The 20,513-nt window shown below is 66.0% G+C and carries 15 protein-coding genes; 9 read left to right on the forward strand and 6 right to left on the reverse strand.

The window, feature by feature from the left end; genetic code table 11:
* The first annotated feature begins 168 nt into the window (after positions 1-168).
* The 6 genes from HELO_RS15545 (at position 169) to HELO_RS15570 (ending at position 8,478) form a co-directional block, all read left to right on the forward strand.
* A complete protein-coding gene (locus HELO_RS15545) occupies positions 169-1,752 on the forward strand; it encodes a peptide ABC transporter substrate-binding protein (RefSeq protein WP_013333601.1) in 1,584 nt (527 codons plus the stop codon).
* 222 nt (positions 1,753-1,974) lie between these two features.
* A complete protein-coding gene (locus HELO_RS15550) occupies positions 1,975-3,558 on the forward strand; it encodes a peptide ABC transporter substrate-binding protein (protein WP_013333602.1) in 1,584 nt (527 codons plus the stop codon).
* Positions 3,559-3,612: 54 nt separating this feature from the next.
* On the forward strand, positions 3,613-4,539 hold the full coding sequence (oppB, locus tag HELO_RS15555) for an oligopeptide ABC transporter permease OppB (RefSeq protein WP_013333603.1): 927 nt from the start codon (positions 3,613-3,615) through the stop codon (positions 4,537-4,539).
* A gap of 20 nt (positions 4,540-4,559) precedes the next feature.
* The gene (locus HELO_RS15560) at positions 4,560-5,486 is read left to right on the forward strand and encodes an ABC transporter permease (protein WP_013333604.1); all 927 of its coding nucleotides are present in this window, start codon (positions 4,560-4,562) and stop codon (positions 5,484-5,486) included.
* 9 nt (positions 5,487-5,495) lie between these two features.
* Positions 5,496-7,094 (forward strand): ABC transporter ATP-binding protein, encoded by a 1,599-nt coding sequence (locus tag HELO_RS15565; RefSeq protein WP_013333605.1) that lies wholly within the window; start codon positions 5,496-5,498, stop codon positions 7,092-7,094.
* A 259-nt stretch (positions 7,095-7,353) separates the two neighbouring features.
* Positions 7,354-8,478, forward strand: coding sequence for a porin (locus HELO_RS15570; RefSeq protein ID WP_013333606.1), 1,125 nt, complete (start codon positions 7,354-7,356; stop codon positions 8,476-8,478).
* A 144-nt stretch (positions 8,479-8,622) separates the two neighbouring features.
* Here HELO_RS15570 and HELO_RS15575 read toward each other — a convergent pair whose 3' ends face one another.
* Positions 8,623-9,960: an OmpP1/FadL family transporter gene (locus tag HELO_RS15575; protein ID WP_013333607.1), complete on the reverse strand. Its 1,338-nt coding sequence runs from the start codon at positions 9,958-9,960 to the stop codon at positions 8,623-8,625.
* A gap of 285 nt (positions 9,961-10,245) precedes the next feature.
* Between HELO_RS15575 and HELO_RS15580 the strand changes: the two genes are divergently transcribed.
* From HELO_RS15580 to HELO_RS15590, 3 genes are all read left to right on the forward strand, one after another.
* Positions 10,246-10,701, forward strand: coding sequence for a MerR family transcriptional regulator (locus HELO_RS15580; RefSeq protein WP_013333608.1), 456 nt, complete (start codon positions 10,246-10,248; stop codon positions 10,699-10,701).
* Positions 10,698-13,220 carry a heavy metal translocating P-type ATPase gene (locus HELO_RS15585; RefSeq protein ID WP_013333609.1) on the forward strand — a complete coding sequence of 841 codons (2,523 nt, stop codon included), beginning with the start codon at positions 10,698-10,700 and terminating at the stop codon, positions 13,218-13,220. The genes HELO_RS15580 and HELO_RS15585 overlap by 4 nt, the downstream gene beginning before the upstream one ends.
* A 120-nt stretch (positions 13,221-13,340) precedes the next feature.
* Entirely contained in the window at positions 13,341-13,760 is a 420-nt protein-coding gene (locus HELO_RS15590) for a VOC family protein (protein ID WP_013333610.1), read from the forward strand.
* A gap of 105 nt (positions 13,761-13,865) precedes the next feature.
* Here HELO_RS15590 and HELO_RS15595 read toward each other — a convergent pair whose 3' ends face one another.
* The 5 genes from HELO_RS15595 to xerD form a co-directional block, all read right to left on the reverse strand.
* Entirely contained in the window at positions 13,866-15,677 is a 1,812-nt protein-coding gene (locus HELO_RS15595) for a single-stranded-DNA-specific exonuclease RecJ (RefSeq protein ID WP_013333611.1), read from the reverse strand.
* Positions 15,678-15,900: 223 nt separating this feature from the next.
* Complete coding sequence (gene thrC, locus HELO_RS15600; protein ID WP_013333612.1) at positions 15,901-17,289, reverse strand: threonine synthase; 1,389 nt, start codon at positions 17,287-17,289, stop codon at positions 15,901-15,903.
* A gap of 166 nt (positions 17,290-17,455) precedes the next feature.
* Entirely contained in the window at positions 17,456-18,772 is a 1,317-nt protein-coding gene (locus HELO_RS15605) for a homoserine dehydrogenase (protein WP_013333613.1), read from the reverse strand.
* An 81-nt stretch (positions 18,773-18,853) separates the two neighbouring features.
* Positions 18,854-19,591 (reverse strand): DsbC family protein, encoded by a 738-nt coding sequence (locus tag HELO_RS15610; RefSeq protein ID WP_013333614.1) that lies wholly within the window; start codon positions 19,589-19,591, stop codon positions 18,854-18,856.
* A 3-nt stretch (positions 19,592-19,594) separates the two neighbouring features.
* The gene (xerD, locus tag HELO_RS15615; RefSeq protein ID WP_013333615.1) at positions 19,595-20,497 is read right to left on the reverse strand and encodes a site-specific tyrosine recombinase XerD; all 903 of its coding nucleotides are present in this window, start codon (positions 20,495-20,497) and stop codon (positions 19,595-19,597) included.
* Between the last annotated feature and the right edge of the window lie 16 nt (positions 20,498-20,513).

Here is a 20,513-nt window from a genome sequence, read left to right on the forward strand (position 1 = left end):
CGTCCCGCACGAACGTCCGTCCAGACGGCGCCAGCTCGGGATCATGCAGGATACGTAACACGCTATGTAAAATTTCACATGGACTTCTTGCCGGGCTCGTCCGAAGGTCGAAGAGAGCGGCACCGACCTCCTGTGCCGACCACAACAACAACGTCAGGGAAGAAATCCATGACCCACAACCGCACTCCCCTGGCGGGCGCCATCGCGCTCGCTGCCGCCCTTGTGACGACGCCCGCATGGGCACAGACGCTCAACCTGGGCGTCACCGGTGAACTCGCTTCCTTCGATACCTCCCAGGTGTCCGGTGGTATCTGGGAATCCCAGATCCTGATGGACGTCTACGAAGGCCTGGTCAAGAAGGCCCCGGACGGCGAGGTGCTGCCCGGCATGGCGACCTCGTGGGAGGTCTCCGACGACGGCAGGACCTATACCTTCCACATCCGCGAGGACGCCGCCTGGTCCGATGGCGAACCGGTCACCGCCGAGGATTTCGTGTTCGGCTGGCAACATCTGCTCGACCCGAAGAACGCCTCCAAATATGCCTACATGCTCTATCCGGTCGTCAACGCCGAAGCGGTCAACACCGGCGAGAAGCCCCTGGACGCCCTGGGCGTGGCCTCCCTCGATGACGGCCGTACCTTCCAGGTCGAGCTCACCGCGCCCACGCCCTACTTCATCCAGTTGCTGACCCACTACACCGCCTACCCGGCACCCAAGCACGCCGTCGAGGAATACGGGAGGAAGTGGGTCAAGCTCGACAACATCGTCACCAACGGCGCCTTCACCCCCGAGGAATGGGTCTCGCAGTCGCGCATCAGCGTGAGCCCCAATCCCGAATACTACGACGCCGACGAGATCGCGCTGGACGGGGTCAACTACTACACGGTCGAGGACCGCAACGCCGGCGTCTCGCGCTTCCGCTCGGGCGAGCTGGACATCATGCGCGAATATCCCTCCAGCTTGTACGGCATGCTGCAGGAGGAACTGCCCGACGCCACCCACATGGCGCCCTACCTGGGCAGCTACTATTACGTCTTCAACCATCGCGAGGGCCACCCGACTGCTGACCCGAAGGTGCGCGAGGCGCTCAGTCTCGTCGTGCGCCGCAAGGTACTTTCCGAGCAGATCATGGGCGGCACCTTCCTGCCCTCGCGTTCCTTCGTGCCCGAGGGCATCCACCATTACGACGTCCAGCAGATGCCGCAGGAAGGCAGCATGGACGAACGCATGGAACGCGCCAGGCAGCTGCTCGCCGAGGCCGGTTATGGTCCCGACAGCCCGCTGCACCTGCGTCTGCGCTACAACACCAACGACGAGCACAAGAAGATCGCCGTCGCCCTGGCTGCCATGTGGCGCCCGCTGGGCGTCGAGATCGAGATGATCAACTCGGAAGCCACGGTGCACTACCAGACCATCGCCGAGGGTGACTTCGACATCGCCCGGGCCGGCTGGATCGCCGACTACAACGACGCCGAGAACTTCCTCAGCCTGCTGCACAGCGGGGTCGGCAACAACTACGGCGCCTACTCCAATGCCGAGTTCGACGACCTGACGGACCAGGCCTCCCATACCCTCGATGCCGACAAGCGCGAATCCCTGCTCGAGCAGGCCGAACAGACGGCCCTGAACGACTACGCGATCCTGCCGCTGCTCTATTACGTGTCGCGCAACCTGGTCAACCCGGCCATCAGCGGCTGGGAAGACAACGTCGAGGATGACCATCCCTCGCGCTGGATCTCGTTCGACAAGTGACCCTCAGGCTGTCGAGGAAACGCTGAATAAATCGCCAAGCGTCGTGAAGCGCAAGACGCACGGAGCACAGAAAGCGAGACATAACAATTAGTTAGGCGAGCTTTCGAGCACCACGCAACGCAGCGATTTGCACGCGCAGGCATTTAAGCAGTGTTTCCTGAACGGTGCGCTCCCCGGTCGAGCGCACCATACCGTCAATGTTGACTCGCGAAGGAATGCCCCATGTTGTCTCACCGTTTCACGCGTGCGGCGCTGCTGGCCACCCTGGTGGCCGGCGCGGCGCAGAGCGCCCCTGCCGCCGTCCTGCAGGTCGGCAATGGCGCCGAACCCGGTACGCTCGATCCCCAGAAGACCAATGGCGTCTGGGAGACCCGCATCACCCGTGAGCTGTTCGAGCGCCTGGTCACCTATGCCGCCGATGGCAGCCTGGTCCCCGGCCTCGCCGAGTCCTGGACCATCAGCGACGACGGCACCACCTACACCTTCCATTTGCGCCAGGCCGAGTGGTCCGATGGCACGCCAATCACCGCCGACGACGCCGTCTTCGCCCTGCGGCGCCTGCTGAAACCGGCCATCGCCAGCCACAACGCCAATCTCTATTACCCGATAAAAAACGCCCGGGCAGTCAATACCGGCCAGGCCGAGCCGAGCGAGCTCGGCGTTTCGGCAGCGGACGAACACACCCTGGTCATCCAGCTCGACGAGCCCACCGCCTACTTCCTGCAGGCGCTGGCCATGACCGAGGCCGCTCCGCTGCCCCGCCATCTCGTCGAAAAAGCCGGAGATGAATGGACCCGCCCCGGCACCATGGTGTCGAGCGGCGCCTTCACCCTGCGGGAATGGCGCCCCCAGGCACGCATCGACCTCGACCGGAACCCGCACTTCCACGACGCCGACACAGTCTCCCTGGACGGCGTGACCTTCTATCCCATCGACGACACCGGTTCCGCCCTCAACCGCTTCCGCGCCGGAGACCTGGACATCTCCTACTCCGGCGTGCCCGCCTCGCGTTTCGACTGGGTGAAGGACAATCTCGGCGAGTCCCTCCGCGTGGGGCCGCTGGTCGCCGAATACTTCTACATGTTCAACCTGCGTGACGGCCAGCCACTGGCCGACGAACGCGTGCGCGAGGCCCTCAGCCTCGCCGTGCGTCGCGAGGTGATCACCGACCGCATTCTCGGCATGGGACAGCGCGCCTCGTACTGGTATGTGCCGCGCGCTGCCGAGGGCGGCACCCGAGGCTCGCTGGATGTCGCCGAGCAGCCGATGGAGCAACGACTGGCGCGGGCCAAGCGCCTGATGCAAGAGGCCGGCTACGGCCCCGACAACCCGCTGCACGTGACGTTGCGCTACAACACCCTCGAGGACCACAAGAAGATCGCCGTGGCCGTGGCCGCCATGTGGAAGCCGCTGGGCGTCGAGGTGGAACTGATCAACGCCGAGGCGGCCGTGCACTACGCGACGGTCAACGAGGGCGACTTCGAGATCGCCCGCTACGGCATGGTCGCCACCATCAACGACCCTTACGACTTTCTCAACGCCTATGCCAAGGGCGGCTCCGCACAGCGCAGCACCGGCTACCGCAACGACGCCTACGACGCCCTGGTCGAGCGCAGCACCCGGGAGCTGAACACCGAGCGCCGCGCCGAACTGATGACCCGGGCCGAGCAGATGCTGCTCGACGACCACGCCCTGCTGCCGCTCTACGACTATGTCAGCGCCCACTTGGTCTCACCCGAGGTCAAGGGCTGGCAGACCACCGCCATCGACGTTCACCCACTGCGCTACATCCAGCTCGAGGACTAGCACCGTGATGTTTCACCTCTCCCCACACCATCGGCCCGTGCCCCGGAGGCCGTCATGCTGAGCTATACGCTGAAACGGCTGCTGCAGGCCATTCCCACGATGCTGATCGTGATCACCATCTCGTTCTTCCTGATGCGCATCGCCCCCGGCGGGCCCTTCGACGGCGAGCGCGCTCTGCCGCCGGAGATCGAGGCCAACCTGATGGCCGCCTATCATCTGGACGAGCCCCTGCCGATGCAGTACCTGCGCTACATGGGCAATCTGCTGCAGGGCGACTTCGGTCCCTCCTTCAAGTACAAGGACTTTTCGGTCACCGAGCTGATCATGCAGGGCTTCCCGGTCAGCCTGGAGATCGGCGGGCTGGCGATCCTGCTGGCCCTGCTGCTCGGCCTGCCGCTGGGCGTGATCGCCGCACTGAAGCGCAACTCGACCATCGACTACCTGGTGATGGGTACGGCGCTGGCCGGCATCGCGATTCCCAACTTCGTCATCGCGCCGATCCTGGCGCTGGTGTTTGGCGTGCTGCTGGCCTGGCTGCCGGCCGGCGGCTGGAACGGCGGTGCCCTGCCCAACCTGGTGCTGCCGGTCATCGCCCTGTCGATCCAGCAGATCGCCTACATCGCACGGATGATGCGCGCCAGCATGATCGAGGTGCTGGGCAGCCACTACATCCGCACCGCCCGAGCCAAGGGGCTGGCCGAGTCCCAGGTCATCTGGCGTCACGCGCTGCGCCCGGCGTTGCTGCCGGTGACCTCCTACCTCGGGCCGGCCGTCGCCGGGATCATCACCGGCTCGGTGGTGATCGAGCAGATCTTCGGCATCCCCGGCATCGGTCGCTACTTCGTGCAGGGCGCGCTCAACCGTGATTACACCCTGGTGATGGGCACGGTGGTGTTCTACGGCGCGCTGATCGTGCTGATGAATCTGCTCGTCGACCTGATCTATTCCGCGCTGGATCCGCAGATCCGCCATGACGACTGACCCGCAGGGAGCGGATAGCCATGACCACTGAACCCCTTACCCACGACGGTGACCGTCATGCCCCGGGCGATGATCTCGCTCCGGGTGCGGCGCCGGCAGCCGGCGAGAGCCTGACGCGCGACGCCTGGCGTCGCCTCAAGCAGAACCGCGCGGCCATGGTCAGCCTGGTGATGCTGAGCGTCATCACGGTGATATGTGTCTTCGGCCCCTATGTATTGCCCTGGGGCCTGGCCGATGTCGACTGGAACGCCTTCAATGCCCCGCCCAGCATCGAGAACGGCCACCTGCTGGGCACCGACGCCAATGGCCGCGACCTGCTCACCCGCACGCTGTACGGCGGCCGGGTATCGCTGTCGGTTGCCCTGGTGGCGAGCCTCGTCAGCCTGGTGATCGGCGTGCTCTACGGCGCCATCTCCGGTTATCTCGGCGGGCGGGTGGACAACATCATGATGCGCTTCGTCGACATCATGTACTCGCTGCCCTTCATGTTCCTGGTGATCCTGCTGATGGTGGTGTTCGGCCGCAACATCCTGCTGATCTACGCTGCCATCGGCGCCGTGGAGTGGCTGGACATGGCGCGCATCGTGCGCGGCCAGACCCTGGCACTCAAGCAACGCGAATTCGTCGAGGCGGCCCACGCCCTGGGCGTGCGCGACTCCAGAATCGTCACCCGCCACCTGATTCCCAATGCCATCGGCCCGGTGATCGTCTACGTCACCCTGACCGTACCCAAGGTCATCCTGCTCGAGAGTTTCCTGTCGTTCCTCGGCCTCGGCGTGCAGGAACCGCTGACCAGCTGGGGCGTGCTGATCTCCGAAGGCACCGACATGATGCAGAGTTCTCCCTGGATGCTGCTGGTGCCCTCGGTATTCCTGGCGATGACGCTGTTCTGCCTCAACTTCCTGGGCGATGGATTGCGCGACGCCCTGGACCCCAAGACCCGCTAGGAGGACGCCATGAGCGACACCCTGCTCGAGATCGACAACCTGAGCGTCGACTTCCAGCTTCCCGATGGCACCGTCCCGGCGGTCAAGGACGTGAGCTTCGACATCCGTGCCGGTGAGACGGTGGCGCTGGTCGGCGAATCCGGCTCCGGCAAGTCGGTCTCCTCCACCGCCGCCATGCGCCTGCTGCCCGAGCTGGCCCAGGCCCGCGGCGCGATCCGCTTCCGCGGCGAGGATCTGCTTGCCGCCACGCCGCGCCGCATGCGACGCATCCGCGGCAATGCCATCTCGATGATCTTCCAGGAGCCGATGACCTCGCTCAATCCGCTGCACCGGATCGGCGCCCAGATCATCGAGGTCCTGACCCGGCACAACAAGGCCAAGGGCCGGGCGGCCCGCACCCGGGCCATCGAGCTGCTGGAACAGGTCGGCATTCCCGAGCCCGAGCGACGCATCGGCAGCTATCCCCACGAACTCTCCGGCGGCCAGCGCCAGCGGGTGATGATCGCCATGGCACTGGCCTGCGAGCCGGAACTGCTGATCGCCGACGAGCCCACCACGGCCCTGGATGTCACGGTCCAGGCGCAGATCCTGCAACTGCTCAAGTCGCTGCAGGCGCGTTATGGCATGGCGATCCTGTTCATCACCCATGACCTGGGTATCGTGCGCCACTTCGCCGACCGGGTCTGCGTGATGCGGCGCGGCGAGATGGTCGAACGCGGCGACACCGCCGAGGTCTTCACCAATCCCCGCCACGACTACACGCGCATGCTGATCGACGCCGAGCCGCGCGGCGGCAAGTCGCCGGTCGAGGCCAGCGCGCCGGTCCTGCTGGAAGCGCGAAACCTGCGCGTCCGCTTCGCTCTCAAGAAGCGCCTGTTCCGGCCCAGCTCGTACTTCGAGGCGGTACGCGGCATCGACCTGACCATCCAGCGTGGCCAGACCGTCGGCGTGGTCGGCGAATCCGGCTCCGGCAAGTCGACGCTCGGCCGCGCCCTGCTGCGCCTGCTCAAGAGCAGCGGCGACATCCGCTTCGACGACAGCGACCTCACCGCCCTGGATGGCGCCGGCATGCGCCCGCTGCGTTCGCGCCTGCAGGTCGTCTTCCAGGATCCCTTCGGCTCGCTCTCGCCACGCCTGACCGTCGGTGAGGTCATCAGCGAAGGGCTACGCGTCCATCACCCGGAACTCGACCGGCGCCAGCGCGAACGCCGGGTCATCGAGGCCCTGGAGGAAGTGGCGCTCGACCCGGCCATGCGCAACCGCTATCCCCACGAGTTTTCCGGCGGCCAGCGTCAGCGCATCGCCATCGCTCGCGCCCTGGTGCTCAAACCGGAGTTCCTGCTGCTCGACGAACCGACCTCGGCACTCGACCGTTCCGTGCAGGTCACGGTGATCGAACTGCTGCGTAATCTCCAGGCGAAATACGGCCTGACCTACCTGTTCATCAGCCACGACCTCGCGGTGGTACGCGCCCTGGCCGATACCGTGATGGTGATGAAATCTGGCCAGGTCGTCGAACAGGGACCGACCGAGGCGATCTTCGCCAACCCGCGCGAAGCCTATACCCGGGAACTGATGCGGGCGGCCTTCGTCGACGACGCCGCCTGACGAGCGACGGATTCCGACTCCCCCATCCGGCCGCGGGCGCCCTCAGGCGCCCGCCAGGGGCGACTGCGGCCATACGCCAGGGCTTTGCCCTCCATTCACCCGCAAAGGAGACCGCCCATGCAAGACGGCATGATCACGGCAGGCGTACCGCCATGACGAGCCCGGCAGCATTTCACTCGCTGTCGGCCGATCCGACCGTCAACGAGCCGCTCCGCCATCCGCGGATTCACAAGAAACACAACAACCCACAAGGTTTGGCATGTTCCATCATTACAAGCTGACCGGGCTGGCCGTCGCCATCGGCGCCGCCCTCTCGACCCAACAGGCCCTGGCCGTCACGGCCTACGAAACCGACCAGGACAAGCTCACCATCAGCGGGCGCATCGCCGCCGGCAGCAGCTTCATCGACAACGTCGATGATGACCACGACCCGACCAATGCCGGCTCGCGCATTCGCCTGATCCACGAGCATGAATTCGAGCACGGCTGGTCATCCGTGGCACGCGCCGAATGGGGCTTCGACCCCTTCTTCGAGCACGGCAACGACGGTCATTACAAGCGCATGCTCTACGCCGGCGTCCGCCATGACGACTACGGTACCCTGCTGATCGGCAAGCAGTATTCGCTGTGGTACGACATGGTCGCCTACTGGACGGACTGGTTCTGGTACAACGGTGCCACCGCCCAGGGCAGCTTCAACGGCGCCTTCGGCGACGGCGGCTTCGAAGGCAATGGCCGCCCCGACAATGCGGTTTCCTACAAGAACACCTGGGGCGACTGGAGCCTCGGGCTGCTCTACCAGACCTCCCGCGACGACGTGCCGACCGGTGCCGGCTATACCGGCAACCTGACCGGATTCGAGCGCGACTATACCGCCCAGGGGGCCGCCGTCTGGCAGCCAACCGAGGATCTGTCGCTGGGCGCGACCTACACCCACAGCGCCATCGACGGCAAGACCGCCGGCGGCGGCAAGCGCTCGAAGAACGTCGATGCCGGCCTGCTCGCCGCACGCTGGACGCCGGGCAACTGGTACTTCGCACTGACCGGCGGCCGCTACGACAACCTGGTACGCGACGGCAATTTCAGTGGCGTCAACACGACCGACGGCATCGTCGACGAGGCCCGGGGCGTCGAAGGGGTGGCGCTGTACAACCTCAAGGGTCAGGTGCCCGGCAAGGTACAGCTCTACACCGGCTTCAACCGCCTGGAGGACAGAGCCTCCGAGGCGCGCAGCGCTTTCTACCTGGCCGGCGCGGCCTGGCTGACCTTCGACGAGAACCTGATCATCGCCCTGGAGCGCAAGTTCGACGACTCCGTCGATGCCGACGGCGCAAGCGACATCGGCAACGACGAGACGAACCTGCTGGTGCGCTACAACTTCTGAGCAGCGCTCTAGCGTCACGGTCGGGCCCGAGGCCCGGCCCCTCCGGGGCGATCCCTCGGGGGCAAAACGCAAAAGGGCAACGAAACGACGGGACCCGGCCAAGGCCGGGTCCCGTCGTTGTCACGAAGCGCGAAGGGCGCGCCGTTAGAAGCGGTAATCCACCGAGAGAGCGAAGACGTTGGCATCGACCTCGTAGGTGCCGGACAGGTCGCCGCGAGTGGCATTCTCGGGCTTGGCGCCAGACTGATCGATGTCGCCATCATCGCCGAACACGCGCATGTAGCCTGCCGTCACGCCGAGGTCCGGCGTCGGCATCCAGGTCGCGCCGAGCGTCGCCCAGCGGCGATCGGCATCCGGCACACGCGGCGTACGGTGCTCGCTGTCCGGGACCGGCGATTCGTCGACCCCCAGGCCGGCCCGCAGGAGCCACTCCCGATTGAGCTGGTAGTTGGCCCCCACCGAGAAGGCCCAGGTATCGTCCCAGTTCTCGGTCGTGGTGCTCAGGTCCTGGCCACCGGACTTGACGACCAGCTTGTCGAAACTGCTCCACTCGGTCCATTCGGCATTGGCCATCACGGCGAAGCGGTCGGTCAACTGATGATAGACGCCCAGGTTCATGTTGGCCGGCGTGGTCAGATCCGCCTTGCCCCCGGCATCACGCAGCTGCCCCATGGCCTGGGCGCCTGCCAGAATCTGCCGGCCGGCAGCATTGCTGGCGCTGTAGTTGACATCGCCCTCCAGCGTCAGGTCGACCTCGGAGCGATAACTGATCCCCAGACGGGTACGATCGGTGGCCTGGAACAGCGCCCCCAGGGTATAGCCATAGCCCCAGTCGTCGCCGGTGACCTCGGCCTTGCCATCGGCATTGCCGACCAGGGCCGGATTACCGGACATGCCGCCGAGATCGATCGCATTGGAAAGCGTTGCATCGGCATACTGGGCCCTCAGCCCCACGGCGAGGTTGAGACGATCGGTGGCGCGATAGTTCAGCGTCGGCTGGATATCGATGGTCTGCAGGTCGGTCTCGATGGCGTGATAACGGCCGATCCAGTTCTTGTCGTACTCCGTCGAGAGGCCGTACGGCGCCGACACCGACAGACCGAAGTCGAACCGGTCATCGAGCTGCGTCTTGAAAGCGAAGCTGGGCACCCAGGCTTCCTCGCCCCCTTCGCGAGAGCCACCACGGTCATAGCTCAAAGGCAGCCCGGCGGGGCCCGCCGAGGCGTCGGTCAACTCGAAGTTGGCATCGATATAGGAAATGCCGCCGGCCACCTGGGTACCGTCGACGTTGCCGATGGCCGCCGGGTTGAAGGTCATGTAGCTGACATCCTCGGCACCGGCTGCCGCCCCGGCCATGGCGTTGCCCAGCGCCTTGGCGCTCTGTTCACGAACCTGGAAACCCGACGCGGCGGCCTGACTGGACGCCAGCACGGCGGATGCCAGGGTCACGGCGACGGTGAGCTTGTTGAGCTGGTTTTGCATGAGCAGACATCCCTAGTCGTGATGGGTGATTGTTATCTCGCTAGCCACGAGGGGCGGTCACGTGGCCTCAGTGTTTGCTAAACCCGTATCGGCGATCAAGTCCAAACGTTCGTTTTAACGCAAAACACGCTCATACTTTAGTCACACGAACGTTTGTCTTCTGTCTTTTCAATCAGTTATGCAAAGCGCCCAACGCGCGCGACTTGTTGCCTCGTTGCCGCCTTGACCTTTGTGTGACACAAAGGTTTTACACTGCGCCAACGTGACCATGCCACTGGAGGCATCATGAAAGTCATCGACCTGGCACGACGAGCCGGCGTCACCGCCGAAACCGTGCGTCATTACACCCGCGAGGGCCTGCTCGCACCGGAGCGCGATCCAGACAACGGCTACCAGCGCTACGACAGCACCGACCTGGAACGCTTGCGCTTCATCCAGCGCGCCAGGACGCTCGGCTTCAGCGTGGCCGAAATCCGCCAGATCCTCGAACACGCCGACCATGGCGACTCGCCCTGCCCGCTGGTCCGCGACCTGATGGCCGAGCGCCTTCCGGAAATCCGCGCCCGGATTCGTGAACTCGAGGCGCTGGCATCGCGCATGGAACAGGCACTGGAAGCCTGGTCCGACATGCCCGATGGCACGCCGGACGGCCATAGCCTGTGCCGGCTGATCGAGAGTTTTCCCGAGGCACTGGCAACCGCAGACGACACCACGACACCTCGCCAGGAGGCTTCTTCATGAGCACCCGATATGAGCGCCAGATTCCCGGCATGAGCTGCCAGGGCTGTGTCAGCCGCATGCGGAGCGCCATCCAGGCCCGCGACAGCGAGGCCGAGGTGGTCGGCGAACCCGCCGACAAGCGCCTGACGGTCACCACCTCGCTGGACGACGATGCGCTGGACGAGACCCTGAGCGAGGCCGGCTATCCGCCCGGCCCTGCCGCCGCCGACGACGCTACCCCGGCGTCCGACGAGCCGGCGCCGGCCTCGGCGTCGCACGAAGCTCAAGCGGACACCGGCGACATCCGGCGACTTTCGATTTCCGGCATGACCTGCGCCAGCTGCGTACGCACCGTCCAGGGGGCGCTGGAAAGTGTACCGGGCATCACCGAGGCCAGTGTCAACTTCGGCACCCACACGGCCCAGGTGCGGGGCTCCGCCGATTTCGACGCTCTGGTCGGCGCCGTGGAAAGCGTCGGCTATGGTGCCGAACCCGTGCTCGACATGCGCGAGGCGGAGCGTACCCGTGCCGAGCGGGAAGGCGTCGAATATCGCCGCCTGATGCGTGGCGCGGCCTGGTCCCTGGCGCTGGCCGTACCGCTGATGGCCAGCATGCTCTTCTTCCATCCCCAGCCGATCGGCGCCGGACGCCTCTACTGGCTGGTGGTGGGCATGCTGACGCTGGCCGTGATGGTGCTGCCCGGTCGCCACTTCTTCCTCAATGCCTGGAAGAACCTGCGCCATCGCCAGGCCAACATGGATACCCTGATCGCCATGGGTACCGGCACCGCCTGGCTGTATTCCATGGCGGTGGTGGTCTTCGCCAGCGCCCTGCCGGAGGCCGCGCGCGGTATCTATTTCGAAGCCTCGGCGATGATCATCGGCCTGGTGCTGCTGGGCAATGCCCTGGAGCTGCGTGCTCGCGGTCGCACCAGCGAGGCATTGCGGCGCCTGCTCGACCTGCAGAGCCGCACCGCGCGGGTGATCCGTGACGGCGAGGAGCGCGAGGTCGATATCGACGCGGTACGCGAGGGGGATCACCTGCGCGTGCGCCCCGGCGAGCGACTGCCGGTCGACGGCGACGTGCTCGAGGGTTCCAGCCATGTCGACGAGTCCATGCTCACCGGCGAACCGCTGCCGGTGGCCAAGGCGGTCGGTGACGAAGTCAGCGCCGGCACCGTCAACGGCAAGGGCGGCCTGGTCTATCGCGCCACCCGGGTCGGCGCCGATACCCGCCTCGGTCGCATCACCGAGCAGGTGGCCAGCGCCCAGAACTCGCGACCGCCCATCGGCCAGCTCGCCGATCGCATCTCCAGCATCTTCGTTCCCGCGGTGATGATCATTGCCGTGATCACTGCCCTGGTCTGGTTCAACCTCGGCGCCGAGCCCCGGATCATCCATATGCTGGTCACCGCCACCACGGTACTGATCATCGCCTGCCCCTGCGCCCTGGGACTGGCCACGCCGATCTCCACCATGGTCGGCGTGGGCAAGGCCGCCGAACACGGCGTGCTGGTCAGAACCGGCGAGGCGCTGCAGACCGCCAGTCGCCTGACCACGCTGGTGGTCGACAAGACCGGCACCCTGACCGAAGGCAAGCCCAGGGTCACCGAAACCGAGATCCTCGACGGCGACCGCGATCAGGTGCTTGCCCTGGTGGCCGCCCTGGAGCGTGGCTCCGAACATCCGCTGGCCAATGCCCTTCTCGCCTACACCGAGGAAGCGGGGGTGGAAGCCGCAACCATCCATGACTTCCAGTCGGTGACCGGCGGCGGTGTCACGGCCCGCACCGAGCAAGGCACCGCGCTGCTGCTGGGCAATGCCCGACTGCTGCGGGACCAGGACGTCGCGCTCGACGCCGGCCAGGATATCGCCGAACGCTTGCAGCGCCAGGCCCGTAGCGTCGTCCACCTGGCCATCGATGGCCGGCTCGCCGCCATCTTCGGCATCAGCGACCCATTGCGCGACGACAGCGTGGCCGCCATCCAGCGCCTGCAGGCCGACGGCCTCAAGGTGGTCATGCTCACCGGCGACAACGCCCACACCGCCGAGGCCATCGCCCGCGAGGTCGGTATCGACGACTTCCGCGCCGATCTGCTGCCCGAGGACAAGCACGCCGAGATCGAACGCCTGCAAGGCGAAGGCGAGGTGGTGGGCATGGTCGGCGACGGCATCAATGACGCCCCGGCCCTGGCGCTGGCCGATGTTGGCTTCGCCATCGGCCAGGGCACCGATGTGGCCATCGAGAGCGCCGGCATCACCCTGATACGCGACTCGCTGCACGGCGTGGTCGCCGCCATCGAGATCAGTCGCGCCACCCTGCGCAACATCCGCCAGAACCTGATGGGTGCCTTCGGCTACAACCTGCTCGGCATTCCCATCGCCGCCGGCGTGCTCTACCCGCTCACCGGCACCCTGCTGTCGCCGATGATCGCCGGCGCCGCCATGTCGCTGTCATCGATCACCGTGGTCGGCAACGCCAGCCGGCTGCGCCTGTTCACGCCGCGCGATGCGACCGACACTCGGGAGACGACATCATGAGCTGGATCATCAACCTCATCGGACTCGGCCTGATCGCCCTGATCGTCTGGTGGTTCTGGCTGGGTTGAGTACAGGGACTGCTAAGCTGATAGGCAGGCAAGCGCGAACGGAGGCGATACCATGCCCAGACTCGACGGTGTGCTGGAAACGGCCCTGTATGTCACCGACATGGTCCGTGCCCGGGCCTTCTTCGAGGAGGTGATGGGGCTCTCGGCCTTCACCGCCGACCAGCGCTTCACCGCCTACGATGCTGGCGGCGGCACCGTCCTGCTGCTGTTTCTCGAAGGCGCGACGCGCGACACCGTGGTCCTGCCCGATGAAATGGGCACCATTCCGCCCCACGACGGCACCGGGCGCACGCACATGGCCTTCGCCATCGGCGCCGAGGCACTGGCGGAATGGGAACGCCGCCTGACGAGTCATGGCATCGAGATCGAGGGGCGCACGCACTGGCCCCGGGGCGGCGAGAGTCTCTACTTCCGCGACCCGGACGGCCACCTGCTGGAACTGGCGACCCCGGGCGTCTGGCCGACGTACTAAAGGGTAGGAGTAAGGGGTAAGAGGGAAGAAGTAAGTACGACGCTGCGCGTCTTGAAGAAGACGCAACAGGAAAATGGCCTTACGTTGCGCCCTTCTTTCCTCTTCCTACTTCCCTCTTCCTGCTTCAGTGGGCTCCGCATGCTCGATGATCAGTTGCAACGACTCCCGCCCCCGCCAGCGGTTGCGGTTGAGCTTGTAGGCGCAGCGCAGCAGGTCGCCGGCATCGAAGGCCGGCATCTCGCCAGGCGTCAGGGCACGGAACCAGATCGCCCTGATGCTGGTGGCGCCGCTGGATAGCTCGAGCATCAGGTGGCTGCCATCGGCACCCACGGTACGCAGGCTCTCCGCCCGCAGCACGCCTTCGAAAAGCGGTGCGTCGAACTCACGGCCAAAGGGACCGAGCGCTTCCAGTTCGTCCAGCGTCTCCAGGGCCAGTTGATCGGCCTCGAGTTCACCGTCGGTGAAGACTCGCGGCCCCAGCTCCGTTTCTCCCAACTGCTCGCTGACCGCCTGGAGCAGCGCCTGACGAAAGTCGTCAAAAGCTTCCCGGGGCACGCCGACACCGGCCGCGCCCCGATGCCCGCCGAAGCGCGGCAGCGATGCCGGTGCCAGCTCGTAAGCCCGTTGCAGTGCATCGCGCAGGTGCAACGCCTCGATGGAGCGCCCTGAGCCGGTGAGCATTCCGGGTTGCGCGGCCGGCGTCAGCACCAGGGCGGGTCGCCCGAAGGCCTGGACCAGCCGCGAGGCGACGATGCCCTGCACGCCCGGATGGCCTTCCTCGAGCAGCACCACCAGTAGCGGTGCCCCGGCCTCCAGCTCGGCCATGGCCAGGCCGCGGGCGCGTTCGGTCATCTCCGCCTCGATGGCCTTGCGCGACTGATTGTCCTGATCCAGCGTTTCCAAGTGACGCGCCGCCGTGGCGTCGTCCGCCGCCAGCATGAAGTGCAGCGCGGCATAGGGATCGTCGAGCCGCGAACGGGCGTTGATCCTCGGGCCCATCTGGAAGGCCAGGGTCTCGGCGTCGAAGGGCACGCTGTCGTCCCCCAGCCGCTGGGCCATGGTCCGCCAGCAGGCCGCCTCCATGCGATTGATCAGCGTCAGGCCATGGGCGACCACGGCTCGATTGGCCGCACTGCCGCCCAGCGAGACGCAGTCCGCCACCGTACCCAGCGCCACATAGGAGAGCCAGGGCGACAGCTTGGGCGTGGCCGGTTCGAGCACGCCCCATTCGATCAGCACGCTGCGGGTCAGCGACATGACCAGCCAGGCGACCATGCAGCCGGCGATGGTCGGGTCGGGGTAGGTGCAGTCGTCGCGGGTGGGATTCACGGTGGCGAAGGCCGAGGCCGGCGGCCCTTCCGTCGGCAGGGCATGGTGATCGCTGACCACCACGTCGATGCCGGCCTCGCGCAACCTGGCGATGCGCGGCTCGTCGCTGCTGCCGCAGTCGGCGGTGATCACCAGGCTCGGGCGCGGCGAGAGCGACAGGGTGCGCTCCACCAACGGCAGGCTGATGCCGTAGCCATCGTGAATCCGGTGACCGATCAGGCTGTGCAGGCGGTTCTCGGGAATGCCGAACAGCTCGTTGAGCGTCCGCCGAATCACCACATGCGAGGTGATGCCATCGACGTCATAGTCGGTGAGGATGCCGATGTGCTCGCCCTCGGTCACCGCCCGGGCGATGCGTTCGGCGGCACGGCGCCCGTCCTGGAGGCGTTCGGGGTGCGCCAGGTAACGCAGGCTCGGCGCCACCAGCGGCGCCAGTTCGCCCGTGTAGCCACCCAGGCGACCGGCCAGGATCCGCGCCTGCAACGGCGTCAGCCCCTCGGCCAGGGCGCGCTGCTCCACGGCGGCATCCCGCGGGCGAGGCAGAATACGCGGCTTGAGGGATTCATGCAGATCGACAGGGGCGTTCACGCCTGGCTCCTCTGAGTTAGGGGAAACACTGGTCTATTGCTGCGCTCGTCGCCCCACAAGGGGGAGGGAAGTATGAAGGCCCGCAGGAACGAGCCTAGCTAGAGGCGCCGGGGACAGGTCGAAGAGGGGGTCCGATGCCATGGATGGCATCGGTAGCGCCCAGGGAAGGGTTCACAGCGCCCCCTCGTAGACCTGTCGACGGATCAGCCTCGAGCGGGCGGGGCTAACGGCGGTTCTCGGCAACGAACGCCTGCACCGCGGAAAGCTCCGCAGGCAGAACCGTATAGCGCTCTTCTCGCTCCAGCAGATCATCCATGTGCGGCGGCAAGGGCACGCCGGGGAAGCCGGCCTTGACCACCGCCTCGGCGAACTTGGCCGGATGAGCGGTGGCCAGCGTCACCATCGGTACGGCCTCATCGCCCCGCTCGCGCTCGGCGGCGCGATAGCCGGTGGCGGTGTGGGGATCGAGGATCTCCTGGGTACGCTGGTGCGCCTCGCGAATCACTTCCAGGATGGTGGCATCGTCGATGCTGTGGCTGGCGAACACCTCGCGCAACCGTGCCAGCGGCGCTTCGGCCAATGCCGAGGGCTGCTCCTGAAAACGCTCGAGCAGCTCGGCCACGGCCTTGCCATCACGCTGATAGGCCTCGAACAGCAGGCGCTCGAAGTTGGACGACACCACGATGTCCATCGAGGGCGCCAGGGTGGCGACCAGGTCGCGCTTGGAAAAGTCGTTGTCGGCCAGCGTGCGGTGCAGGATGTCGTTGGCGTTGGTGGCAATGACGAAGCGCTCGACTGGCAGCCCCATGCGATACGCCATGTAGCCGGCGAAGACATTGCCGAAATTGGCCGACGGCACGCAGAAACTGACCTTGCGATGCGGCGCGCCCAGTGCCACGGCAGAGGCCACGTAGTAGACGATCTGGGCCATGATGCGCGCCCAGTTGATCGAGTTCACCGCCACCAGTCGGGTCCCGTTGAGGAAGGACTGGTCGGCGAAGCTCGCCTTGACCATCGCCTGGGCATCGTCGAAGTTGCCCTCGATGGCGATGTTGAAGACGTTGTCGGCCAGCACCGAGGTCATCTGGCGTCGCTGCACTTCCGAGACCCGCTCATGGGGATGCAGGATGAAGATGTCCAGGTTGTCGCAATGCCGACATCCCTCGATGGCCGCCGAGCCGGTATCGCCGGAAGTCGCCCCCATGATCACCGCCCGTTCGCCGCGCTTGGCGAGGAAGTGATCCAGCAGCCGGCCGAGCAGTTGCAGGGCCACGTCCTTGAACGCCAGCGTCGGGCCGTGAAACAGCTCGAGCAGGAAATGGTTGGCATCGAGCTGGTTGAGCGGCACCACGGCATCGTGGCTGAAGGTGGAGTAGGCGTCGCGGACGATGCGACGGAAGGTCTCGTCGTCGATCTCGCCGCCCACATAGGGCTTCATCACCCGAAAGGCGATCTCGGCGTAGGAACACCCGGCCATGTCGGCCAGTTCCTCATAGCTGAGCTGAGGCACCGCCTCGGGTACATAGAGCCCGCCGTCGCTGGCCATGCCGGTGAGCACGACCTCCTCGAAGGAAAGCGCGGGCGCCTGCCCGCGGGTACTGATATAACGCATTGCTCCACTCCGTGAGACTCGAGCGACGAGCAGCGAGACACGAGTCTTTCATTGCTCGCTTCGCGTAACTCGCCACTCGAGGGCAGCGAAGGCCCGGTGCTATCGGGGCCAAGCTTGTTCTTACCTCTTCAAGCTTAAGGCTTACAGCTCCGGGCGCAGCCCGGTCTTATTCCTGCTCGTCGAGGCTCTCCACCCGGATTCGGGTCACCGAGCCGGCAATGTCGGCCATCGACTCGATACGCCGGATCGCTTCGTTCATGTACTTCTCGCGAGTGCTGTGCGTCAGCAGGATGATCGGCACCAGTTCACCCTCGGTGGCCTCCTTCTGGATCAGCGCCTCGATGGAGATCCCCTCCTCGGAGAGGATGGTCGCCACCCGGGCCAGCACGCCAGGACGATCCACCGCCAGCAGACGCAGGTAGTAGGCGGTGTCGATCTCCTCCATCGGCATGATCTGCGGCTGGTCGTCACCCTCGCCGATGCCGCTGAAGGCCAGATAGGGAACGCGATAATGGTGATCGGTGGTGATATCGCGGGCCACGTCGAGCACATCGGCGACCACCGCCGAGGCAGTGGGCTCGGCACCGGCACCGGCGCCGTAGTAGAGGGTCGGGCCCACGGCGTCGCCCATCACGGCGATGGCATTCTTCACGCCATGCACATTGGCCAGCAGCCGCTCCTTGGGGATCAGGGTCGGATGGACGCGCAGCTCGAGACCCGCGTCGGTGCGCTTGGAGATCCCCAGGTGCTTGATGACATAACCGAGATTATCGGCCTGCTCGACGTCCTCGGCGGTGACCCGGGAGATGCCCTCGGTGTAGGCCTTCTCGAACTGCAGCGGCACGCCATAGGCGATGGAGGCCAGGATGGTCAGCTTGTGCGCGGCATCGATACCCTCGACGTCGAAGGTCGGATCGGCCTCGGCATAGCCCAGCGCCTGGGCCTCGGCGAGCACGTCCTCGAAGGCCCGCCCCTCGTCGCGCATGTGCGTGAGGATGTAGTTGCCGGTGCCGTTGATGATGCCGGCCAGCCACTCGATGCGGTTGGCGCCAAGGCCCTCGCGCAGCGACTTGATGACCGGAATGCCGCCGGCCACGGCGGCCTCGAAGGCCACGATCACGCCTTTCTCGTGGGCGGCCTGGAAGATCTCGTTGCCGTGTACGGCGATCAGCGCCTTGTTGGCGGTGACCACGTGCTTGCCGTTGTCGATGGCGGTCAGCACCAGCTCCCGGGCCACGTCATAGCCACCGATGAGCTCGACGACCACGTCGATGTCGGGATTGGAGGCCAGTTCGAAGACGTCCTGGGTGGTCTTGATGCCGGTGATGTCGCACTCGGGATTGGGGCTGCGATAGGCCACCTGTTCAATGACGATGGGCCGCCCCGCCCGACGGGCGATCTCGTCGGCATTGCGTGTCAGCACGTTGAAGGTCCCGCCTCCGACAGTGCCCAGGCCACAGATTCCCACTCTCACCGGTTTCAATGTCACTCCCCCTAGTTCTGGCATGTGTCCAAGCGATGACGGGGACAGGCCCCGCCTTCCGCGTTCATCGACGCGGTTGTGTCAGTCGTCCAGCCCCAGCATGGCGGCCAGGCGCTCCGCCGGTACGTAACCGGGGACCAGGCTGCCGTCGGGCAGGATGATGGCCGGCGTACCCTGCACGCCGAGTTCCAGTCCCAGATGATACTGTTCCTCGACCGGATTGTCGCAGGTTGCGTCACTTTCCAGCGATTCATCACGGAACGCGGCCGACAAGGCCTCGCTCGAATTGTCCGCGCACCAGACCTGCTCCAGCTCCCGGGCACCGGGCGAGTTCATCCCACCTCGGGGAAAGGCCAGATAGTCCACGGCGATTCCCAGCTCATTGAAGCGCGGCACTTCCTCATGGAGTCGCTGGCAATAGGGGCAGGTGGTGTCGGTGAACACCACGACCCTGGCCTTGGGCGTTTCGGCACCACGGAAGGTCACACGCTGGTCGTCGGGCACCTCGTCCACCCGGGCGCGGCGTTCGGCATTGCGCGCCTTCTCGGTCAGATTGACGAGCCCGGTGTCGGTCTTCTCGAAGAGATCCCCCACCAGGAAATAATTGCCCTCGGCGTTGGTGTAGAAGGTTTCCCCGGTCTCCAGGCGCACCTCGTAGATATCCGCCATGGGGGTCTCCCGCACGTCCTTGACCGGCATGCTGTGCCCCGACACCTCGATGTTCTCGAGGGACTCGGGCGCGGCGGCCCAGGCCATGGTGGGCAATGTCAGAGCGGCGGCCAGCAGGCCACCGGCCAGGGAAAGGGTCGATACTTTCATGATTCAGCCTCGGGGGTGGTGTTCGGCATGCAGGGCCTCGAGCCGGACCTGCGCCACATGGGTGTAGATCTGCGTGGTCGACAGGTCGCTATGACCCAGCAGCAGCTGTACGACACGCAAATTGGCCCCATGATTCAACAAATGGGTGGCGAAGGCATGTCGCAGTGTATGCGGCGACAAGGAACGATCGATACCGGCACTTCGAGCATGCGCCTTGATACGGTACCAGAAGGCCTGACGGGTCAGGCAGGCGTCGCCTCGTCCCGGAAACAACGCGGGGCGTGTCACGTCGCGCATAAGGGCGCCTCGAGCGCTGCGCAGGTAAAGTGACAGCCAGTCCACGGCTTCCTCGCCGAGCGGCACCAGCCGTTCCTTGTCGCCCTTGCCGCGCACCCTCACCACGCCCTGGCGCAGGTTGAGGGCATCGGTGGTCAGTCCCACCAGCTCGGTGACCCGCAGGCCGGCGCCGTAAAGCACCTCGAGCATGGCGCGATCACGCAGCCCCAGCTCGGTGTCGACATCCGGTGCCTCGAGCAGGCGCTCCACCTCGCCCTCCTCCAGCGTATTGGGCAGCGAAGGCGTCACCCGGGGCAGCTTGATCTCGGCGAGGGGATCGTACTCGATCCGCCCCTCGCCCAGCGCCCAGTGGTAGAAGCGCCTCAGACTGGAGAGCAGCCGGGCGTTGCTACGCAGCTTGTAGCCTGCCTCGCGCCGCTCATCCAGCCAGTCCGGCAGGGCCCGCGGCGGCGGCGCCAGCAGAGTGGCTCCAAGCCCGGCGAGCCGCGCCTGCCAGGTGTTCAGGTCGTGACGATAGGCCGCCAGGGTGTTGTCGCTGGCACCTCGCTCCAGCCACAGGCCGTCGAGGAAGGCATCGATCAAGGCTGAGTCGTCGAGAGCGGTCGACATGCGGTCAGTTCCTCGC

Origin of the sequence: Halomonas elongata DSM 2581 (assembly GCF_000196875.2) — a bacterium.
Taxonomy (GTDB): domain Bacteria; phylum Pseudomonadota; class Gammaproteobacteria; order Pseudomonadales; family Halomonadaceae; genus Halomonas; species Halomonas elongata.